Annotated in this window: 19 protein-coding genes; 10 read left to right on the top strand and 9 right to left on the bottom strand. The window is 65.7% G+C overall.

All coding sequences use genetic code 11. The annotated features are described in order from the left end of the window. Positions 1–26: 26 nt before the first annotated feature. From BJP32_RS00920 to BJP32_RS00900, 5 genes are all read left to right on the top strand, one after another. Positions 27–2,168: a heavy metal translocating P-type ATPase gene (locus tag BJP32_RS00920; protein ID WP_076222566.1), complete on the top strand. Its 2,142-nt coding sequence runs from the start codon at positions 27–29 to the stop codon at positions 2,166–2,168. 135 nt (positions 2,169–2,303) lie between these two features. Next, a complete protein-coding gene (locus tag BJP32_RS16985; RefSeq protein ID WP_076222564.1) occupies positions 2,304–2,660 on the top strand; it encodes a hypothetical protein in 357 nt (118 codons plus the stop codon). A gap of 53 nt (positions 2,661–2,713) precedes the next feature. After that, positions 2,714–3,967, top strand: coding sequence for a TolC family protein (locus BJP32_RS00910; protein WP_003165012.1), 1,254 nt, complete (start codon positions 2,714–2,716; stop codon positions 3,965–3,967). Next, the gene (locus BJP32_RS00905) at positions 3,964–5,145 is read left to right on the top strand and encodes an efflux RND transporter periplasmic adaptor subunit (protein ID WP_003165011.1); all 1,182 of its coding nucleotides are present in this window, start codon (positions 3,964–3,966) and stop codon (positions 5,143–5,145) included. Before BJP32_RS00910 ends, BJP32_RS00905 begins: the two co-directional genes overlap by 4 nt. 12 nt (positions 5,146–5,157) lie before the next feature. Next, positions 5,158–8,379, top strand: a complete 3,222-nt coding sequence (locus BJP32_RS00900) for an efflux RND transporter permease subunit (RefSeq protein ID WP_003165009.1) — start codon at positions 5,158–5,160, stop codon at positions 8,377–8,379. 478 nt (positions 8,380–8,857) lie between these two features. Here the strand turns inward: BJP32_RS00900 and BJP32_RS00895 are convergent, their stop codons facing one another. From BJP32_RS00895 to lspA, 4 genes are all read right to left on the bottom strand, one after another. Then, the gene (locus BJP32_RS00895; protein ID WP_076222562.1) at positions 8,858–10,792 is read right to left on the bottom strand and encodes a cytochrome c/FTR1 family iron permease; all 1,935 of its coding nucleotides are present in this window, start codon (positions 10,790–10,792) and stop codon (positions 8,858–8,860) included. A 57-nt stretch (positions 10,793–10,849) separates the two neighbouring features. After that, positions 10,850–11,284, bottom strand: coding sequence for a helix-turn-helix domain-containing protein (locus BJP32_RS00890; RefSeq protein WP_046652906.1), 435 nt, complete (start codon positions 11,282–11,284; stop codon positions 10,850–10,852). A gap of 66 nt (positions 11,285–11,350) precedes the next feature. Then, on the bottom strand, positions 11,351–11,836 hold the full coding sequence (locus BJP32_RS00885; protein ID WP_003165005.1) for an MAPEG family protein: 486 nt from the start codon (positions 11,834–11,836) through the stop codon (positions 11,351–11,353). 53 nt (positions 11,837–11,889) lie between these two features. Beyond that, positions 11,890–12,417, bottom strand: a complete 528-nt coding sequence (lspA, locus tag BJP32_RS00880; protein WP_081461867.1) for a signal peptidase II — start codon at positions 12,415–12,417, stop codon at positions 11,890–11,892. 399 nt (positions 12,418–12,816) lie between these two features. Between lspA and BJP32_RS00875 the strand changes: the two genes are divergently transcribed. Beyond that, positions 12,817–13,434, top strand: coding sequence for a cation transporter (locus BJP32_RS00875; protein ID WP_003165001.1), 618 nt, complete (start codon positions 12,817–12,819; stop codon positions 13,432–13,434). Positions 13,435–13,573: 139 nt separating this feature from the next. After that, positions 13,574–14,257, top strand: coding sequence for a DNA repair protein RadC (gene radC / locus BJP32_RS00870; protein ID WP_076222785.1), 684 nt, complete (start codon positions 13,574–13,576; stop codon positions 14,255–14,257). On the opposite strand, the gene BJP32_RS17270 is transcribed toward radC, so the two are convergent. Further along, positions 14,250–14,549, bottom strand: a complete 300-nt coding sequence (locus tag BJP32_RS17270; protein WP_076222561.1) for a hypothetical protein — start codon at positions 14,547–14,549, stop codon at positions 14,250–14,252. The two genes, radC and BJP32_RS17270, sit on opposite strands and share 8 nt — an antisense overlap. A gap of 450 nt (positions 14,550–14,999) precedes the next feature. Here BJP32_RS17270 and BJP32_RS00860 point away from each other — a divergent pair, with 450 nt between their 5' ends. From BJP32_RS00860 to BJP32_RS00850, 3 genes are all read left to right on the top strand, one after another. After that, entirely contained in the window at positions 15,000–16,214 is a 1,215-nt protein-coding gene (locus BJP32_RS00860) for a Swt1 family HEPN domain-containing protein (RefSeq protein ID WP_076222559.1), read from the top strand. Between the two features lie 286 nt (positions 16,215–16,500). After that, positions 16,501–17,103, top strand: coding sequence for a DUF4433 domain-containing protein (locus BJP32_RS00855; protein WP_081461864.1), 603 nt, complete (start codon positions 16,501–16,503; stop codon positions 17,101–17,103). A gap of 10 nt (positions 17,104–17,113) precedes the next feature. After that, complete coding sequence (locus BJP32_RS00850) at positions 17,114–18,163, top strand: macro domain-containing protein (protein WP_076222557.1); 1,050 nt, start codon at positions 17,114–17,116, stop codon at positions 18,161–18,163. Between the two features lie 189 nt (positions 18,164–18,352). On the opposite strand, the gene arsH is transcribed toward BJP32_RS00850, so the two are convergent. The 4 genes from arsH to arsC are packed head-to-tail and all read right to left on the bottom strand — an operon-like array spanning position 18,353 to position 21,043. Next, entirely contained in the window at positions 18,353–19,099 is a 747-nt protein-coding gene (arsH, locus tag BJP32_RS00845) for an arsenical resistance protein ArsH (RefSeq protein WP_040345443.1), read from the bottom strand. Continuing rightward, the gene (gene arsN2, locus BJP32_RS00840; RefSeq protein WP_003164993.1) at positions 19,096–19,536 is read right to left on the bottom strand and encodes an arsenic resistance N-acetyltransferase ArsN2; all 441 of its coding nucleotides are present in this window, start codon (positions 19,534–19,536) and stop codon (positions 19,096–19,098) included. The genes arsH and arsN2 overlap by 4 nt, the downstream gene beginning before the upstream one ends. Further along, positions 19,536–20,621, bottom strand: a complete 1,086-nt coding sequence (gene arsB, locus BJP32_RS00835; RefSeq protein WP_003164992.1) for an ACR3 family arsenite efflux transporter — start codon at positions 20,619–20,621, stop codon at positions 19,536–19,538. Before arsB ends, arsN2 begins: the two co-directional genes overlap by 1 nt. Next, positions 20,621–21,043: an arsenate reductase (glutaredoxin) gene (gene arsC / locus BJP32_RS00830; protein WP_076222555.1), complete on the bottom strand. Its 423-nt coding sequence runs from the start codon at positions 21,041–21,043 to the stop codon at positions 20,621–20,623. Before arsC ends, arsB begins: the two co-directional genes overlap by 1 nt.

The following is a 21,043-nucleotide window of genomic DNA, read 5'->3' as shown; positions in this document are numbered from 1 at the left end:
TTCGTAACAAGGAGCCCCTCGCCACAATGGAAAACCTGGAAAGCCGATATCGCGTGACCGGTATGGATTGCGCAAGCTGCGGCTCCAAGGTCGACGCTGCGGTGCGGAAGCTGCCAGGCGTCACAGATGTCGCTGTGGCGGTCTCCTCGGGTGTTCTGAAGGTTCAGCACGGCGCCGATTTTGCGGGGGAGGGCGTGCTTCGTCAGGTTCGCAACCTGGGCTACGGCGTCGAGGTCCTCGCGCCGCTGCAGCCTTCGGCGGGTTCGACGATGGCCCCTCCCGGTGACGACCACCGGGCGGCCAGCGGTCCATGGTGGTGGACCCGCAAGGCCAAGCTTACAGCGGCTTGCGGCGTCGCCCTGGTCGCGGCCTACATTTTCGGCGCCCTGTTCCCGGCGATGGAGCGTGGAGCCTTCCTGGTCGCCCTGGCGGTAGGCCTTGCCCCAGTTGGCTGGCGTGCGATCACCGCTGCACGGTACGGGACGCCGTTCTCGATCGAGATGCTGATGACGATTGCGGCGGTCGGAGCCGTCTTCATCGGCGCTGCAGAAGAGGCCGCAGCCGTCGTCCTTCTGTTTCTGGTTGGTGAAATGCTGGAGGGCGTCGCTGCGGGGCGGGCCCGCAAGAGCATCCAGGGTTTGACCGACCTGGTGCCCAAGACCGCCTTGGTCGAGATCGATGGCCAGGTCAGCGAAGTACCGGCTGAAAGCCTTGCGCTCGGCGCCGTCATCCTTGTGAGGCCCGGCGACCGTGTGCCGGCCGACGGCGACGTCGTTGAAGGCGAGGGCGAGATCGACGAAGCCCCGGTGACGGGAGAGAGCGTCCCCAAGCGGAAAATGGCGGGCGACCCTGTCTTCGCCGGGACCATCAATGTGGGCGGCGTCCTGCGGGTCCGGGTCACAGCCGCCGCCGCTGACAACACCATAGCGCGGGTCGTGCGCCTGGTGGAGGAGGCGCAGGAATCGAAATCGCCGACTGAACGTTTCATCGACCGCTTCTCGACAATCTACACGCCCGTGGTTCTTGTCTTCGGCGCCCTGGTCGCGACCGTTCCGCCACTCATGTTCGGCGGTGCGTGGAGCGAGTGGATCTACAAAGGGCTGGCGGTCCTTCTGATCGGCTGTCCCTGCGCCCTCGTGATCTCGACGCCGGCAGCCATAGCGGCTGGTCTGTCCGCCGGCGCGCGGCGAGGCCTGTTGATGAAGGGCGGAGCCGTGCTCGAAACCCTGGGCAAGATCACCGCTGTCGCCTTTGACAAGACCGGGACGCTGACATCCGGCAAGCCGATCGTGACCGACATCGTGGCGGACGCGCGAACCGAGGGGGAGGTGCTTTCGATGGCGGCGGCTCTCGAAACCGGATCGAGCCACCCGCTGGCCCTGGCCATTCTCAACCGTGCGAAGGCTGACGGCGTATCCATCCCGGCGGCGTCGTCAGCCCGGGCGATCCCGGGGGAGGGCGTCGAAGGGACCGTGAGCGGCGCTCAGGTTTTCCTGGGGTCGCCACAGGCCGTCGCTCGGCGGGTCGGGCTTTCGGCGTCTCAGGATGCGGCGATCGCGGGCTTCAACGCCGAGGGCAAAACCGTTTCCGTGGTCGTGATCGACGTCCAATCGGCGGGCTTCCTGGCGATGCGGGACGAGGCGCGGCCGGACGCTACGGCGGGCCTGGCCCGGCTCGAGGCCATGAAGATTCGTGCGATTATGCTGACAGGAGACAACCGGCGCACAGCGGAAGCGGTCGCGAACGGTCTCGGCGTCGAAGTGCGGGCTGAGCTTCTGCCGCAGGACAAGCAGAGAATCGTCAAGGAACTGCAGTCCGAAGGCCTTGTCGTCGCCAAGGTCGGCGACGGCATCAATGATGCGCCGGCGCTCGCCGCCGCCGACATCGGCATCGCCATGGGGGGCGGCGCCGACGTGGCCCTGGAGACGGCTGATGCGGCGGTGCTTCATGGCCGCGTCCAGGACGTTCCCGACATGATCGACCTGTCGCGGGGGGTGATGGGCAACATCCGCCAGAACATCACCATCGCCCTGGGCTTGAAAGCGGTCTTCCTGGTCACGACGGTGATCGGCGTCACCGGCCTATGGCCGGCGATCCTCGCCGACACCGGGGCGACCGTGCTGGTGACGGCAAACGCCATGCGCCTTTTGCGCTGGAGGCCGAAATGAACCGGGACGTCCTGACCACATCTTCGTCGGGCTGTGAATCCGGGGCGGGCGTGCGGTCTCCGATAGGCGGTGTTTTCGTCAAGCTTGCGACCATGGCGGCGTTGTCGGGCGCTGAAACCTTGGCGGGAACGCGCCATGTTTGAATGGTCGAACAGAACCTTCATGACGGCGGCGCTTTTCGCGCTTGTCATCGTCGTGTTTGGTTTCCTGCCGGCCGTTGACGCAGCGGCCTGTGCGCCAGAAGCGCGGGCTGCTGTCGCGGCTTCATCGCTTTCGAGCCCGCCAGACCAGGACCACGGTAAAGCCAAGGGCGGCGACCAGAACCATAGCGGTTGCGCCCATGGTCATTGTCACCACGGCTCAACGGGCGTGCAGCAGGCGTCGATACCTGTTCCGGCCAGCCTCAAGAAAGCCGACGGCCCAAAAGCGCCGACGACCAACCAGATGGCGTCCCGGACGCCTGCCGGCCCGGATCGCCCTCCCAGAAGCTGACGCCAATGCCGCGCCCTCGTGCGCTCATCCGTCAGAAATCTGGGAAATGAACCATGTCTTCCTCACATCGTCGGCTGTCGCTTCTGACGGCCGGCTGCGCCGTGGTCGCGATAGCGACAGCGGCCGCTGCTCCTGCCTGGGCAGATCCAGCGCCGAGCTATGAAACCCTGCTTGAGCGCATCGGCCAGACGCCCGTCAACGTCGAGGCCGGCGCGTTGCTCGACGCCGCCGAGGCGCGGGTCCGCCAGGCGCGCGTGCGTCCTAATCCCCAACTCGGCCTGACTGCCGACGGCGTCCTGGGGAGCGGTCCTTATGACGGCTACAGCAACGCCGAGACCAGTCTGGCCTTGACCCAGGATCTCGAGCTCTGGGGGCGCAGGGGCGCCAGGGTTGATGTCGCGCGCGGCGAGGCCGGAACTGCCGCTCTTCGTCGCGATCTCACCGGCGTTGACGCGGCAGGCCGTCTGGCGCTGGTCTACGCCGAAGCCGAGGCGGCCGATCGCCGCTTTCAACTGGCCAAGGAGGCCTTGACGATCACCCTGGCGGACGCTCGCGCCGCCCTGTTGCTCGTGGAGGAGGGCCGCGAACCCCTGTTGCGGGGCATCCAGGCTGAAACTGAGGCGGCGTCAGCGCGCGCGTCGCTTGATGAGGCGGGAGCCGAACGCGAGGCCGCCTTCGCCCGGTTGACGGCGACGGCCATGTTGCCGACGGTCGTCACCTCCATCGACCCGGGCGTTCTGGATCGCGCGCCCTCGGCGCCGGATCAGTCCGGAGCGGCTTCGCCGGTCGTGCGCTTGGCGGAAGCGGAGCGCGACACAGCCGAGCGGCGTATCCGGGTGGAGCAGATCAATGCTCGCCCGAACGTCAGCGCCTCTGTCGGCGTCACCCGTTATGAAGCCGAAGACGCCACCGCCTTGACGTTTGGCGTGAGCATGCCCTTGCCGTTGTTCGATCGAAACCGGGGAAACATCCAGGCGGCGCAGGCCGAGTTCAGGGCGGCGAACGCCCGCCTGGACGGCGCCCGTCTCGATGAAACCGCCGACCGAAGCGCAGCCCAGGCGCGTCTAAACGCTTCCGCCAGCCGTGTGGCGGCGACGGACGCCGGCGTGGCCTCGGCTGAGGAAGCCTATCGCTTGTCCCGATTGGGTTTTGAAGCGGGGCGCATCTCCCAGCTTGAACTGCGCGCGTCCCGCGCCGCCCTGATCTCCGCCCGCAACGCCGCCGTCGACGCCCGCCTCGCGCGGGTCCGGGCGGAAATCGACCTCGCGCGCCTGCAAAGTCGCATCCCGTTTGGAGCCGCACTGTGAAAACCCAGATCAAGACCAGAAAGACCTGGCTGATGGCCGGAGCCGCCGTGGCGGTTGTCGCCATCGGCGGCGGAGCCTTCCTCCTGACCCGCGACGGACCCGCGCCATCGGCGCAGGTTCAGGCGTCGGCTGAAGCGGGCGCTGAGGAGGAGGCTGCGGGTAAGGTCGAAGAGGGCGTCATCGCCCTGACGCCGGCGCAGATCGAGGCGGCGGGCATCACGGTCATGGCGGTCGGACGCGGCGGGGGCGGGGAGATCCGTCTTGCCGGGCGCGTGGAGCCCATGATCGACGCCCGCGCCGTCGTGGCCGCATCCGTCGGCGGTCGGGTCGAGCGCGTCCTGGTCGCGCCGGGCCAGTCGGTGCGCGCCGGCCAGCCTCTGGCGGTGCTGGTGAGTGGTGAGGCCGCGACCTTCCGCGCGGACGCCGACGCCGCCGCCGCCGCCGCTGACGCCGCGCGAAGCGCCTATCAAAGGAACGACAGCCTTGCGTCCCAGGGGGTGGTGGCGCGTCAGGAGGTTGAAACCTCACGCGCCCAATCGCTCAGCGCGGACGCCGCCGCGAGAGCCGCTCGCGCCAGGGCGTCGGCGGCTGGCGGCCCCAATGCGTCGGGCCGTATCAGCGTATCCAGCCCGATCTCGGGCGTAGTGACGTCGGTTCAGGTCGGTCCAGGCGGATTTGCCCCCCAGGGCGGCGTGATAGCCGAGGTCACCAATCCGACGCGCGTGGAACTGGTGTTCAATGCGCCGCCTGCGCTCGCCGCTCAGGTTCGGACGGGGTCGTCGTTGCGAGTGCAAGGTCCGACCGGTGAATTCGATGCGGTCGTTACGGGCGTCGCCGTGGGCGGCGCCGGCGAGAGCGGTGCGACCCTCATTCGCGCTCGCCCGTCCGGCGGCGCCCTGCCGCCCGCCGGATCGCCTGTCAGCGGCGCTCTGGTGACGGGGGGAGACGCCGACGGCATGACCGTGCCCTCCGAGGCCGTACAGACGTTGGAGGGGGCGACCGTCGTCTTCGTCCAGGTTCAGGGCGGCTTCCGGGCTGTCCCTGTCATGACCGGCCGCCAGGCTGGGGGCCGAACCGAAATTCTTCGCGGCCTGACCGGCGCCGAACGTATCGCCGGCGCCAAGGCCTTTCTGCTCAAGGCGGAGCTCTCCAAGAGCGAAGCCGAGGAAGACGAGTAGGGACGAGAGATCATGTTCAAAGCTCTCATTGAGGCCTCCGTCCGCTTTCGCTGGTTCGTCGTCCTGGCTGTGGCGCTGGTCGCTGCGCTCGGCCTGTTCGAACTGACCAAGCTGCCGATCGACGCCGTTCCCGACATCACGAACCGACAGGTTCAGATCACCACAGTCGCGCCCGCCTTGGCGCCCGAACAGATCGAAAGGCAGGTCACCTATCCGCTCGAGACGGCCATGGCCGGCATTCCGGGACTTCAAAGCACACGCTCCCTGTCTCGAAACGGCTTCAGCCAGATCACCGTCGTCTTCACCGATCAGACGGACATCTATTTCGCCCGCCAGCAGGTGGCGGAGCGGATGCGGCAGGCGTCGGATGGTCTGCCCGAAGGCGTCGAACCCAGTCTGTCGCCCATCACCACGGGGCTGGGTGAAGTGCTGATGTGGACGGTTGATTACGTCCCCTTCAGCCCCAAGACCACGGTCGCCACCGGCAAGCCTGGCTGGCAGGCCGACGGCGCCTATCTGACGCCGGAGGGCGAGCGGCTGACCACGCCGCAGGCCCGGGCCACCTATCTGCGGACGGTCCAGGACTGGATCATCGCCCCGCAGATGCGCACAGCCCCCGGCCTGGCCGGGATTGACGTCAACGGCGGCTATGTGAAGGAATACGCCGTCCGACCAGACGCCGCCGCCCTGACACGCTACGGCCTAGGCATGACCGATCTGGTCCAGGCGCTGGAGCGGGCCAATACCCAAGCCGGGGCCGGCTATGTCCAGCGGGCAGGCGAGGCCCTGGTGGTTCGCACCGACGCCCTGGCCGCGACGGTTGAGGATCTGGCTCAGGCGCCGGTCGTCAATCGCGGCGGTCTGGTTGTTCGGGTCGCCGATGTCGCAAAGGTCGAGATCGGCCAGGCGCCACGTCTCGGCGGGGCCAGCCACGACGGCCACGAAGCCGTCCTCGGCACCGCCCTGATGCTGGCTGGGGAAAACAGCCGCACGGTGGCTCAGGCCGCCGCCGAGCGGTTGGAGCTGGTCGGCGCATCTCTCCCGCCGAGCGTGGTGGCCCTGCCGGTTCTGAATCGAAGCGACCTGGTCAACTCGACCATTTCGACGGTGGCGCGCAACCTGATCGAGGGGGCGCTCTTCGTCATCGTCGTCCTCTTCCTGCTGCTCGGAAACTTCCGGGCCGCGGCGATCACGGCCCTGATGATTCCGCTGTCCTTCCTGTTCGCCGTTATCGGCATGAACCGCTTCGGCATCAGCGGAAACCTGATGAGTCTCGGCGCGCTCGACTTCGGCCTGATGGTCGATGGCGGCGTGGTGGTGATCGAGAACACCCTGCTGATGCTGACGCAGCGACGGGGCGAACTGGGGCGGATGCTGACCCGGCATGAACGCCTCGGGGTGGCGGTGCAATCGGCACGACAGATGGTCAAGCCAGCCGCCTTTGGCCAACTGATCATCCTGCTGGTCTTCACGCCGCTGCTGATGCTGGAAGGGGTCGAGGGCAAGACCTTCGTGCCGATGGGCGCGACCGTCATGCTGGCCCTGGTCGGCGCCTTCATCTTCTCCTTCACCTTCGTGCCGGCGATGACGGCCCTGCTGGTGCGCGATCCCAAGACAGTTCATCTGGGACCGGACGGCAAGGCCGAAGAGCATGAGACCTTCATCCTGCGCTTCGCCCGCCGCTGGATACAGCCGGCCATCGGCGCGGCGGTGGCCCGTCCCAAGGTGGTCCTGATCGCTGCGCTGGCGATGCTTGGCGTGGGGACTGTCTCCTTCATGACCCTCGGGCGGGAATTCATCCCGACCTTGGACGAAGGCGACATCGCCATGCAGGTGTTGCGCGTGCCGTCCGCTTCGCTGGAGCAGTCCTTGTCCATGCAGATGGCGCTGGAACGCGCCATCAAGGCCCAGCCCGAGGTGGAGACCGTCTTCTCGCGCACCGGGACGGCCGAAGTCGCCATCGACCCGATGCCGGCGAACAACTCGGACAGCGTCGTTATCCTCAAGGACCGCAAGGACTGGCCCGATCCGAAGTTGCCGAAGGACGAACTCATCGAGCGGATCGAAGAGGTCGCCAGCCAGCAGATCGGCAACAGCTTCGAGTTCAGCCAGCCCATCGAGCTAAGGTTCAATGAACTGATCTCGGGCGTGCGGTCAGATCTCGCCGTCATGGTCTATGGCGACGATTTCGACACCCTGCAGAAGACGGCTGAAGCGGTCGCCGCCAAGTTGCGGGCCACGCCGGGCTCTGCCGACGTGCGCGTGGAGCAGGCGTCGGGCCTGCCCACCCTGACCATCAGCGTCGATCGCTTCGCGGCGGCCCACTACGGCCTGTCCGCCGCCGATGTCTCGGAAGCGGTCTCGACCGCCATCGGCGGCGCCGAGGCGGGGCGGATCTTCGAGGGCGACCGCCGCTTCGACGTGGTCGTGCGTCTGCCGGATGACGCGCGCAACGATCCATCCACACTGGCTGCCCTGCCCATCGTCTCGAGCACGGGGGTGATCGTGCCTCTGTCTTCCGTCGCCCGCATCGAGACGGCCGAAGGACCGAACCAGATCAGTCGCGAGAACGGCAGCCGGCGCATGGTGGTCCAGGCCAATGTGCGCGGGCGCGATCTCGGCGGCTTCGTGGCCGACGCACAGGCGGCGGTGAGCGAGGTCGCTCTTCCGGTCGGCTACCGGCTGGATTGGGGCGGCCAGTTCGAGAACCTGAAGCGGGCCGAGCAACGGCTGGGACTGGTCATTCCCATCGTCTTCATCCTGATCGGCGTCCTGCTGTTCATGGCGCTCGGGTCATTCGCGGAGGCGGGACTGGTGTTCGCCTGCGTGCCGCTGGCCCTGGTCGGCGGGGCTCTGGCCCTGCTGCTCAGGGGGATGCCGTTCTCGGTATCGGCGGCGGTCGGCTTCATCGCCGTCTCCGGCGTCGCGACCCTGAACGGTCTGGTGCTGATGCAGGCGATCCGGGAGCGGCTCCAGGCCGGCCTGGAGCCTGTAGCGGCGGCCATCGAAGGCGCGTCCAGTCGTCTCCGCGCGGTGCTGACCACGGCCCTGGTCGCCATCGTCGGCTTCATCCCTATGGCGCTGGCTCACGGCGCAGGGGCCGAGGTTCAGAAGCCTCTGGCCACCGTGGTCATCGGCGGCCTTCTGACCGCGACGGTCCTGACGCTGCTGGTCTTGCCGACCTTTGCGGCCAAGGCGGTCAAACATCGCAAATCGGAGGGGATCGAGGACTGAACACACTCCTGCCAGCGGACCGTGGGCGGCGATCACCGCCGCTCACGGTTTTCCTTTCGAAGCTTGGGGCTGTGCCGGGGATGGCGGGAGCCCGAGACCTTGCCCTATGGGGTGTCTGCAGCGACGATGTGAACGGCGCGGTCAATCTGGTCATTGCCGGAGGTCGGGGCGCTGATCAGTTTCGTCGCGGTTCTGGCGGAGATGAACGACGTCCACGACATCGACCACGCTACCGTTCAGGCCGAAACTGGCGCTGACGGCGGTGGGCTGGAGCCGGCCGCGGGCCTGTCCCTCATTGATATCCCGCCTGCCCGATGAGGGCCAGGCAACTCGGCGACTGTCCTTGTCGATGCGGACCGGTAGGGACCTGACCGATACTCTGAGCCTTGATGGGGTTTCGGCCCCGGTCCGGGGCTCGCATTCCGCCCCAGAGTGAAGCCTCCGGCCTGGATGGTTCGGTACAATCGGAGACGACCTGCTAGGCCTTGGCTGAGCCCTGCCGTTTGGAACCAGAGGTACGCGCAAACCCGATTACCAGCACGACGAGCGTTAGAAGCTGGACCCCGACGCCTTCCACGGTGGGGTAGATGCCCAAAATCTCGATACGCGGCGCCCAGGTGATCGGGTGGACATCGAGCCAACCCGCTTCTTGAAGCGCCGCCACGCCTTTCCCGACAAGAACGACCGACAGGACGGCCATGAGGATTGAGCTCAGTGAGAAGAACCGACCGATCGGCAGATGTTTGCTGTAGGCGAGCAGCGCCCAGGCAGCGAACGCCAGGATCGCCACTGCGGTAAGCGCGCCGGCCAGCATGCCGACATGGCCGCCCTGGCTCCAGATCGCCGCATAGAACAGGATCGTCTCGAAGACCTCCCGGTAGACCACGACGAAGGCCAACAGGAAGAGGAACCATGCCGATCGCTTCGAGAGCGCCTTGGAGAGCTTGTCGCGAATATAGGTCTGCCAGGCGTCGGCATGCGACTTGCCGTGCATCCAGATTCCGACGGAAACGAGCACGGCGGCCGCCAGAAGCGAGCCAAACCCTTCAGTGAGCTCTCGGCTGGCCCCGCTGATGGAGATGAAGAAGGTCGCAGCCGCCCAGGTGGCGCCGCCGGCGACCAGAGCCGCCACCCATCCTCCGTGGACGTAACGCAACACCTCAGGCCGGTCGGCTTTCCTGAGGAAGGCAATCATCGCCACCACAATGAGCAGCGCCTCCAGTCCTTCGCGAAGCAGTATCGTGAAGGCGCCGATGAAGCTGGCGAGATTGTCCGCCTTCTGAGGCGCCAGGGCCCGCTCGGCGGTGTCGAACAGGGCGTTCAGACGAGCGATCCGGTCCGCGACCTTCGTCTCTGCCGCGCCCTTGCTGATCGACACGCGGAGATCGGTCATTGCCGTCTCGATGCGACGTAGGAGGGCGGTGTCTCGCGCGCCGAGCGCCGGCTCGACCGGCTCGACACCGTCGAGATAGGCCGACAGCGCCAGGTCGGTTGCGGCCTTTCGGTCTCCCCGACGATAGGCGGCTTCACTCTCCGCCAGACGCGTCCGAGCCAGGGTGAGGGTGGCTCCCTTGGGGCGAGCCGCCGCCTCCGGGTGGCGGCGCAGATAGGCCGTCACCGCCCGCGCCTTCGTCTCGCCGATGCGCGCCGCTAACTCCGCCGGCGAGGCCTGTGTGACGGCGGCCAGATCCGGGTAAACGGTGCGGATCGCCGGGTCGCTCTCCCAAAGACGCTGGCCTTCGACCGCTTCGGCGTCAGTGAAGGCGAAACGGCCGACATAGAAGGCCAGGGCCCAGCGGTCCTCGGCCGGCAGATGGGAAAAGCTGGCCATCGCCGTGCCGTCGAGCCCCTGGTCGATCACCTGGTATAGGCCGAAGACGCTGCGTTGGCGGGCGCGCTCGACGTCCGCGAATGCAATTGGAGCGGGATCGAGCCCCTGCGCGCCCGCGCCGTCGGCGCGCCCTGTGGCGCCGTGGCAGACAGCGCATTGCGCGTCATAGAGGGCGGCCCCCTTGGCCAGGTCGGGCGGAAATGACGGCGCCAGCGGGCTTGGATAGGCCGCCAGGACCGCACCGGCCAGGGTTTTGGCCTGGCCGGCGACGGTGCGCGGATCGCTCTTGTTCCGGATAGCGTCTTGAAGGGCGACGGCGTCCCGAACCAGATCGGCCTTGGACGACGTGGAGGGCAGAGCTTCCAGGCGGGTCAGAATCTGGCTGCTGAATTCGACCATCTCTCCATATTCGGCGGGATTGGTCACCTGGCCGTTCTCCACCGCACCGGCGTAGTCGACCCCGACGTAGTCGAGCAGCCGCCACGCGACCTGGGCCTCCGAGGCCGAAGCCGTCTGGGCCAGCGCGGGGGCGGTCATGCCAAGGGTGAGCAGGAGGACGAACAGGCTGAGCAGAGGGCGCATCGGAAACCTAGTTGTGAGCCGCTCGCATTAGCACTCGAACAGCGCGTGTGTCGTGGTTTATTGTGAAGCCGAATGATCGTGCAGGGCCTCAATCACCTTGCAAGCCGAGACCCGTCCGCCCGCGCATTCAGCGGTCATGCGCGAAAGCGCGCGCCGGAGGGCCTGCAACTGGGTGATCTTCTGCGTCACTTCGGCGAGATGACGTTCGGCTATGGTGTTGGCTTCGTCGCAGGCGCGGTCGGGATGATCGGAGAGATCCAGCAGGGACCGGATCGAATCCAGGTCGAAGCCAAGTTGGCGTGCATGCCGGATGAAGGTCAGCCTTTGTTCGGCATCATCGTCGTACATCCGGCGGTCGCTGGCGGTCCGGGGCGGAGCCGGCACCAGTCCGATCTGCTCGTAGAATCTGATCGTCGGAATTTTTATGCCGGTGGCGGCGGCGAGTTTGCCGATGCTGCGAGGTCCCGACGAAGGGGGCGAGGGGCGTGTCATCGCTCAAACATGGGTCGAAGTCCTGGAGACTGGGGCGGAAAGACGGGCATGAGGCGCGCTCGGATACTACCGGCCGAGAATCAACAGGACGATGGCGATAACCATGGCGGCAAGCGTCGAGGCGCCGGTAAGCGCCATGCCGAAAGCGCGTGCGGCGGCGCCCTTGACGTAGCCGATCGCGAACATCACACGACCGAGGAGATAAAGCGTCACCAGAGCGGGGATCAGGATCAACTCCTCGCCTCGCAAAACAACGGCGAGAATCAGATGTGCGCCGACGGCCAGGACGGTCTGCTCAAGGGAATTCTGCAACACGGCCGCAGGCACGGCGAGCCGAGCGCTGGGCGGGCCGTAGGCGGCTCCTGGTCGGTCCTCATCCGACCGATACCGAATGCTGGCGACAAGCCGCAGGCAGCCGGCGAGCCACACGAGCACCGGCAACTCCCACTTGAGGGCGTAGGCCAGGCGATCGGCCGTCGCCATGTCGGTCTCGACGCCGAATGGCGCGGGAGGAATCCACAGCCAGGTAGCCGTCAGGCTGCTTGCGGTCACGCCTATGGCCAGGGCGGAGCGAACGGCTATGGACTTTTTTTCGGGGGGCCCCGTCATCGAACGGTGGGTTCGATCGTGGGGGACGACGTCCCGGGTTCGGCCCCGCTTCGCGAAGCCAACAGAAGCAAGCCGATGCCGCAGACGATCGCTGCATCGGCAAGGTTGAAAGTGGGCCAGTGCGCATCGCCCCAGTGAAGATCTATGAAATCGGTCACGTGCCCGAAACGCAGGCGATCCAGCAGGTTCCCGAGCGCGCCGCCGACCATAAGGCTCAGGCCGGCGGCAAGAAGAGGTCTGCGTGTTCGCCAGGCCCAGATCGACAGCACGACGATGATCAGCAGCGAGACGATGCTCAAAACCCAGCGCCCCATGTCCCCGGAGCCGGCGAAAAGGCCAAAGGTGACCCCTGGGTTGAACCCGAGGCGAAGCGCGATGAAGGATGTCAGATTGACCACGTCCTCAAGGTTCCCGCGGGCCATGGCCTTGGTGGCCTGGTCCACAACAATGACCGTCACGGCGAGGCCGATAGCCATCGCGCGGACGTTCAGCACCCTGGCGCCTCGGCGCTCCGTGAACACCATGATCGTTTGTTCTCCTGTTGATGCGACGATTTATGCATCCTCTAGCTACTGGAGGATCAAGCCCCTGCCGCAGGGGCAGTGCAAACGCTTTTCTCAATCCGGGGCTGGCTGAAGGAAAGGTGCGTTTGCGGCTGACATGTGGTGGCTTTGGCGTTGGGATCTGCCCAGGCAATGCCGGCGGCTGCGCGTCGTGGGATCCGGTGGGGCCTTGCGGCCGGTTTCGTCGCTTGGGCTCGTCGGTCTGGACGAGCGGCCGGTCGGATCTCAAGATCGTCGCATGGGCAGTCCGGCAAGACCGTGTTTCAATGACGGCTCCAATGTTTACCACTGCCTGCCAATGCGCGCTGTCTTCCGAAACTAGTCAACGTGGGCGGCCGAGCCCGGAACAGGAGGGCGTCCATGAAGACATCGAACGCTGAGCATGACCGTCAGAGACGAACGCTGATGATCGTGCTGATCCTGAACGGTCTGTTGTTCGTCGGGCTCGGGCTCGGCGGATTGCTGGCCAACTCCAGCGCCTTGCTCGCCAATGCGCTGGACAACGCCTCCGACAGCCTTGTCTATTTGATCAGCTTTCTGGCGGTTGGCCGCGCTCTCGCCTGGAAGCTGCGCGCCGCGAGAACCTCGGGTGTGCTGTTGCTGATCTTCGCCGCAGGCGTTCTGATCGACGCCGGCCGCCGATGGTGGCTGGGAACGGAGCCTATTGGCTGGACCATGATCGGTTTGGCCGTCGTCGCAGCGGTGGTCAACCTGATCTGCCTAAAGCTACTGCGCGGCTTGAAGGGCGACGATGTAAACCTGCGCGCCGCCGAGACCTTCAGCTTCAACGATTTCGCCTCAAACGGGGGCATCCTCGTCGCCGGCGCCCTGGTCCTGTGGTTGAAGCAGTCCTGGCCTGACCTGGTGGTCGGCGTCATCGTCGCCGGAATCGCCGCGAAGGGCGGTCTCGAGATTCTCGAAGGCGCCCGAAAGATCAACATACAAAGGGCCTCTGACGGAGCGTCCCGGGGCGGCTAGCGTCAAGAGGCAATCCATGGGCGGAGAGTGAGCCGATCCAGTCAGCCGGCCCATCATTTGCGGCGCAATTCAAGGATTGGGGAGGGCGGGTTTCGGTCGACTTCCCATGAGGAGGCGGATAGCGACCGAGGAGTTCGCGATGCGATCGATCCCCAAACCCGACCTTGAACACGCCCGCGCCCTTGCTGCAGGCGCCGGCCTCCCGGCCATCGAGTTGATGGATGAGCGAACCTTGTTGGCCTTGATGCTCAAGCGGGCTTCGCTTCCGACCAACCCTCATCGTCTCGCCGGGGATCTCCTGGATCGCTTCGGCGCCCTGGCCGCGGTTGTCGCAGCGGACGCGTCAGAGCTGGCCCGTACGCCCGGCCTGGACGTCGCCGCCGTCGCGGACCTCAAGCTGCTGCGACAGGTTTGCGTTCATTTGATTAGATCCGATGTCGGCGCGCGGCCTTCGATCTCGTCCTGGACGGCCTTGCTGGCCTATGTCCGGGGGGCGCTGGCCCACGAGCCCCGGGAGCAGTTTCGCGTGCTCTACCTCGACAAGCGCAACATCCTGATGCGCGAGGAGCATCGGGCGGACGGCACCGTGGATCATGCCCCTGTCTACGTCCGGGAAGTGGTGCGGCGTGCGCTGGAGTTGTCCGCCTCGGCCATGATCCTCGTCCATAATCATCCCTCGGGCGATCCGACACCCTCGCGCGCGGACATCGAGATGACCCGCCGGGTCATCGAGGCCGCCCGGGTTTTCGACATCCAGGTCCATGATCATGTCGTGGTCGGCCGGGAGGGCGAACAGAGCTTTCGCGCCCTCGGTCTCATCTGAGGCCCCGAGTCATGTCGCCCGGCTCATCGTCGCCGCCCTGGGCGGGGACATCCATTCCGGCGGGCGAAGCGCCAATGTGCCGGCCCCGGGCCACAGCCGCGCCGACCGGTCCGTCTCCCTTCTCCTCGACGGCGACCGGGTCGTGATCCACGGCTTCGGAGCGGCGGACTGGCGTGCGGTCCGTGAGCATCTGCAGGGGCTCGGCTTCATTGATCCCTGGGGGCGTCTGAATAGCCAGGGCGTCCAGCCACGCTTGCGAGGCGGCGATCCTGCCTTCCCTTGCGCCCGTCATTCGAGCGATGGTGGAAGACGCTATCCCTCGCTCCAACGCCGCCAGCGTAGCTGCTGCAGCCGCCATCGGAAGGGACCGCATCCGCCCGAGCTGGCGGCTCGTGTGGCCGCCTTGGTCCCAAACGGACGCCTCTCGCCTATCTCGATGTCCGAGGACATAGAGACGGCCGAAGGGTTCGCAGAGGCGTTGGCCCCTACGATCCGCGATTTTCTGTCGGAGCTGCACTAGCGATTGCCAGAGCTCTGGTCGCTCGGCGGGATCTGATTCTGATCAAGTCGGGCTGCTTCAGTGAACGCTGCACCCCCTAGGGATCAGCTTGCCCTGCGCCGATGTGGCGACGTCCGGCTCGAACCATGTCAGAGCTACATTCTCAACAGGTCTCATCTGGAGCTGCCATGTCCGACCCAACTCCGCGACCTGATTGAGCGAGAGCGTGAACTCAGCCGGCTCATGAATCCGCTAACTGAAGTGGGCGCCAACCTGGGCGCCTATGAACGTTCAATCGTTCGGGCCGCCGCCGAACTGGACGTGATGAGCCTGATGAGGGATCGGGCGGATATTGAGGCGCGCGCGGCGGGCTTCCTGTCTCCCGACCAGCACCGCAACCTCGCTCTCGACCTTTTCCAGCGGATGCCGACAGGCTCTGAGCTCTTGATGCAGGAGATGCAGCGAGCCGATGCTCTCGCCCGGGAAGCCGCGGGCCTCCACGGCAGGAGCATCAGTGAGCTCGCCGTGGAAGCTGCGAGCCTCCATCAGCGCTGGGAAGAAGCTTTCCGGCTACCATCGGCAATGGAGACCGCGCGGCTCTATCAGGAACAGGTCGACGCCCTGCAGGGCCAATCGATGTTGTTCCATGACAAGCCGGGGCAAATCATGGCGGCCATGACGTCCATGACCAGGCCCTGGCTCAACGACCCCATGCTCGATCACTCCGTGCTTGGCATGATGGAGATGCAGACCATTGGCGCGGTGCTGCGTCACTCGGATCCGTTCGGCGCGGACATAGGCGACCTGCTCAGGCCGGCATTAGGCGACTGGCGTGACGCCGTCATGCCGACAGTGGATATCCTGACGGATCCCGTTGCGCGTACTGCTCTCTACTATGAGAACGGCTTCAGTCCTGACCTGACCGCTTTTCCACGCGGCGCCTTCGTTGAGGGCATGCATCACGCTGGTCTGGACCTGGACTCGTCCGAAGATCTTGATGACGATGAGGCCGACGCGGACGAAACGTTGGAAGCTTCGTTCGTAAGAAATCGATCGGCGTTCGACCAGCTGCAACGCTTTGAGGTGGCGTTGCGCCGTTTCATCGACGAGCGGATGACCGAGGCCTTCGGTCCCGACTGGTGCATCACCCAGACGCCGGAAGGGACAAGCGACAATTGGCGTCAGAAGCAGGCGACGGACGCCAAGGCGACCGGAGCGATCAAGCCTCTGATCGAGTTCGCGGACTTCACGGATTACCGAGCGATCATTGAGAAGAAGCAGAACTGGAAAACCGTCTTCGCTCCGGTCTTCAACAGGTCCACGGATATTCAGGAGTCCTTCCAGCGGCTCTATCCGGTGAGAATCGCCACCATGCATGCGCGAATGATTACCCAGGACGACGAGATGTTGCTCACCGTAGAAACGCGTCGGATTCTACGAGCCATCCGTAGGGCGTGACAGGCGGGTTCAGTCCGAACGGCGGAACTCGTCGCGACGAAGCAGTGTTCGAAGTGGGCTGTCGGTCATGCGGCTCAGCTTGATGTGCTGCGGCGGTTTGTAGAACCTGATCGAGCGTCGTTTCCGAACCTGCGGGAAATGGTGCGATGTTCTTGAAATGTTCCCGTTCCGGTTCTAGGTTGATCTGAGCCGCAGCAGTCCTGCAGCTTGGCTGGACAATGGAGGGCGGTTGATCGATTGAAGGAGCATGCCTGGAAACGTTCCTCAGCCGACGCCGATCATTCACATGACTCACATCGGCAACCTTGACGAGATTCTCGCAAAGGGCGCCTTGAGTTCTACCGCACGCCTGCAGGCTGCTGACGCGCGGTATAACAATATCGCCTACAGCTCGATCCAGGCGCAGCGTGCAGCGCGGCAGGTCCCGTGCGGTCCTGGCGGCTGTCTGCACGATTACGTGCCCTTCTATTTCACGACGCGCAGCCCGATGCTCTACACCATCCATCGTGGCAACGTGCCGTGCGAGGGAGGGCAGGGCGCGCTGGTGCACCTGGTGTCGACCGCCCAGAAGGTCGTGGAAGCCGGCCTGGGCTTCGCGTTTACCGACGGTCACGGAATCATGACCTACTCCAGCTTCTTTGACGATCTGGGGCGGCTGGGGGAGGTCGACTGGGATGTGGTCGGCAGTCGACAATGGGCTGATACGCTGGAAGACGGCGACCGCAAACGCCGCAAGCAGGCCGAGTTTCTTGTGCGGGACGCATTCCCAGTTACGCTTCTCAGCGGCTTGGCGGTGCAGTCCGCGGCTCGCAAGGCCGAGGTCGAGGCTCTTCTGGAGCGTCGAGGCGTTAGGATGAAAGTGGTGGAAAAATCCGCCTGGTACTACTAGGGAGCCGACGATGATCACCTTCTCGAAAGGCGACCTGCTCCAGTCCGGCGCCGAGGCCGTCATTAATACGGTCAACTGCGTCGGGGTGATGGGCAAGGGTATCGCCCTGCAGTTCAAGCAGGCCTTCCCCCGCAACTATGATGCGTACCGGCGCGCCTGCGACGCGGGCGAAGTACGTCTGGGCGAGATGTTCGTCTTCGATACCGGAAGCATGATCAATCCGCGCTGGATCATCAACTTTCCGACCAAGGGTCACTGGAAGGCGAAATCCCGCCTGTCCGACATCGAGACCGGCCTTGAGGATCTGAAGCGAGTGATCCTCGAGAATGGAATTCGCTCGATCGCCGTGCCGCCGCTCGGATGCGGCAATGGCGGTCTGGACTGGGCTGAGGTTGAGCCTGTGATCCGCCGCGCCCTGGGCGACCTCAATGAAGTGGATGTTCGGCTCTTCGCTCCTGGAGCAGCGCCGAAAGTCGATGAGATGAGAGTGGGTACGACCCGCCCCTACATGAGCCGTGGACGAGCGCTCGTGCTGACGCTTCTGGGGCTCTATGGGGCAGCGGGTTACCGCCATAGCCTCCTTGAGGTGCAGAAGCTGACCTACTTCCTGCAAGCGGCGGGCGAGGATCTCAAGCTGGGCTTCCAGAAGTACCAGTACGGCCCCTACGCCGAGAATCTCAATCACGTGCTTCAGCGGATCGAGGGGCACTTCATTCGAGGGTACGGCGATCGCAGCCAAGCGGCGGAGATCGCTGTACTGGAAGGCGGCCGTAGGGAAGCCGAGGCCTACCTCGCCGGCGATGAAGCCGCCCGGGATCGTCTCGACCGCGTGGCCGAGCTCATCGCGGGTTTCGAGACCCCCTACGGTCTCGAACTCCTGTCTACCGTCCACTGGGTCCTGGTTCATGACGCCGAAGCGTCCGGCGACCCGGATCGCGTGGTTCAGGCTGTGCACGCCTGGAATTCTCGGAAGGCCGCTGTGATGCGAGAGCCTCACATCCGCACGGCGCTCGATCATCTCCAGCGGAATGGTTGGGCGAACCGGGCGCACGCCGCCTGAGCCAGGACGGGACTCCGATCCGTGGCAGCGGATCGGAGTCGGTTCGTCAAATAGCGGGCGCAACGGGTCGTCTGCTTTAGCTCGAACCTAGTTCTTCGATGACGGCGCCGGATTTTGTCTTCGTCGCCACAGTTGGCGACGGTCTGCCGACGTGGCGAAGCCTCGGCCTCGGGGGCGCGTATGCTGGCGCTAAGCGGTCCTGATGGCGATCGCGGACAGGTCGTTGGCCGCATCGATTGGCACGCCCGAAGCCTTCCGCTCAGAGTAGCGGTCGACCAACTGACCGGCGTGGACGCGGGTCAGGACGGTGAAGCGCACCAGCTCCTCCATCACGTCGACGATGCGGTCGTAGTAGCTGGAGGGCTTCATGCGGCCGTTGTCGTCGAACTCCATGAAGGCCTTGGCGACGCTGGACTGGTTGGGGATGGTGATCATCCTCATCCACCGGCCCAGCAGGCGCAGGGTGTTGACCGCGTTGAAACTCTGAGAGCCGCCGGAGACCTGCATGACGGCCAGGGTGCGGCCCTGGGTCGGGCGCATGCCGCCCATGTTCAACGGCAGGTGGTCGATCTGGAGCTTCATGATCCCCGAAATCTGGCCGTGGCGCTCCGGGCTGCTCCAGACCATGCCTTCCGACCACAGGGCGTGTTCGCGCAGTTCATGGACGGCGGGGTGGTCGTCGTGGTCGACCTGGTCGGTCAGCGGCAGGTCGGACGGATCGAAGATGCGTGTCTCGCAGCCCATGAAGCGCAGCAGGCGCGCGGCCTCCTCAACGCACAGTCGGGAAAAGGACCGATCCCGCAGTGAGCCGTAGAGCAGCAGGATGCGGGGCGGATGGTCGTTCGGGCCGAGGCCGAGCGCCGGCTGGCTGGACAGGTAGGCCGGGTCGAGCGCGGGCATGTGGTCGGGATCGGGCAGGACGCGAAGGCGGGTCATTGGGGGCGCAACTCCTTGAACATGAAAGTCGCCGAGGCCGGGCACAGGGTGCTGAACTGCCGGGAGGCGGCTATGGCGGGCGGCGCCGCCGAACGGGGAAGGGCGGTGTAGCCGTGCCGCTGGAAGAAGGCGGTCGCCGAGGTCGTGAGCAGGTAGAGGGCGGTCGCCTTCTGTTCGGCCGCCCTGGTTTCCAGCCAGGACAGGATCGCAGAGCCGTGGCCTCCGCCGTGACGGCTGTCGACGACGACGATGGAGCGGATCAGGAGGTCAGGACCGACCTGCTCCAGCCCGCCGTAGCCGATCAGGCCGGCGTCGTCCTCGAAACGGTAGAAGCGCCGATCGGGTTCGTAGACGTCGTCCATCGGCAGGCCGACGGCTTCCAGCGCAGCGATCAGGTCGGACGTGGGCTCGGGCAATACCGCGACGTTGAAGGCCATCAGCAGGCGTCCTTCTTCGGGGCGGTGTCGGGGAAGTAGCGGCGGCCCAGCCACAGGGCGACCGACACCAGCAGGATCAACACCGGCACCTCGACCAGCGGACCGATGACGGCGGCGAAAGCCACTGGCGAGGCCAGGCCGAAGGCGGCGATGGCGACGGCGATCGCCAGTTCGAAATTATTGGAGGCGGCGGTGAAGGCCAGGGCCGTGGTGCGCGGATAGTCCGCCTCGATCAGCCGCCCCATCAGGAAGCTGACCACGAACATGACGAAGAAGTAGATCGTCAGCGGGACGGCGATGCGTAGGGCGTCCAGCGGCAGGGCGACCACGTCGCCGCCCTTCAGGCTGAACATGGCGACGATGGTGAAGAGCAGGGCGATCAGGGTGATCGGCGCGATGCGCGGCAGGAAGCGCGTCTCGTACCAGTCGTTTCCCTTCCTCGCGACCAGGGTGCGCCGGGTCAGGAAGCCGCCGAGGAAGGGCAGACCCAGATAGACCAGGACGGCGCCGGCGATGGTCCAGACGCTGACGTCGACCACGCTGCTCTCCAGCCCGAACAGGGGGGGCAGCACGGTCAGGAACAGCCAGGCGTAGAGGCTGAAGAAGGCGATCTGGAAGATCGAGTTGAAGGCGACCAGGCCCGCCACATACTGGTTGTCGCCGCGCGCTAACTGGTTCCAGACCAGCACCATGGCGATGCAGCGGGCCAGGCCGATCAGGATGACGCCGGTCATGTATTCCGGTTGATCGCGCAGGAAGATCACCGCCAGGGCGAACATCAGCACCGGCCCCAGCACCCAGTTCTGGAACAGGGACAGGGCAAGCACGCGCCTGTCAGCGAAGACGCGCGGCAGTTCCTCGTACTTCACCCGCGCCAGCGGCGGATACATCATCAGGATCAGGCCGACGGCGATCGGGATATTGGTCGTCCCGACCGACAGGCCGTCGATCCAGCCGGGCAGCGCCGGCACGACCGTACCCAGCAGCACGCCCAGCGCCATGGCCGCGAAGATCCACAATGTCAGCCAGCGGTCGAGGAAGGACAGGCGGCGCTTCGGTTGATCAGTGATGACGGCCTCGACCATCAGCGGACCCTCCGGCCCTCGGCGTCGATGACGACTTCGCCGTCCTCCTTGGTGAAGGGCTTGAGCCCTTCCGGCGGCAGAAGGTCGAGGACCGCCTCGGACGGTCGACACAGCTTCACGCCCAGTGGGGACACGACGATGGGACGGTTCAGCAGAACCGGATGGGCTTCGATGGCGTCCAGCAGTTGATCGTCCGTCAAGGCGGGATCACCCAACCCAAGTTCAGCGAAGGGCGTACCCTTCTCGCGCAGCAGGCTGCGCAGCGGGACGCCCATGCGCTCGACCAGCCCCAGGATCATGGCGCGGCTGGGCGGCGTCTTCAGATACTCGACGACGTGCGGTTCGATCCCGGCGTGGCGGATGAGGGCCAGGGTGTTGCGCGACGTCCCGCAGGCGGGATTGTGATAGATGACGACGTCCAT

This window comes from Brevundimonas sp. ZS04 (assembly GCF_001956865.1).
Taxonomy (GTDB): Bacteria; Pseudomonadota; Alphaproteobacteria; order Caulobacterales; family Caulobacteraceae; genus Brevundimonas; species Brevundimonas diminuta.
This window is presented reverse-complemented; position numbering and strand designations above follow the sequence as displayed.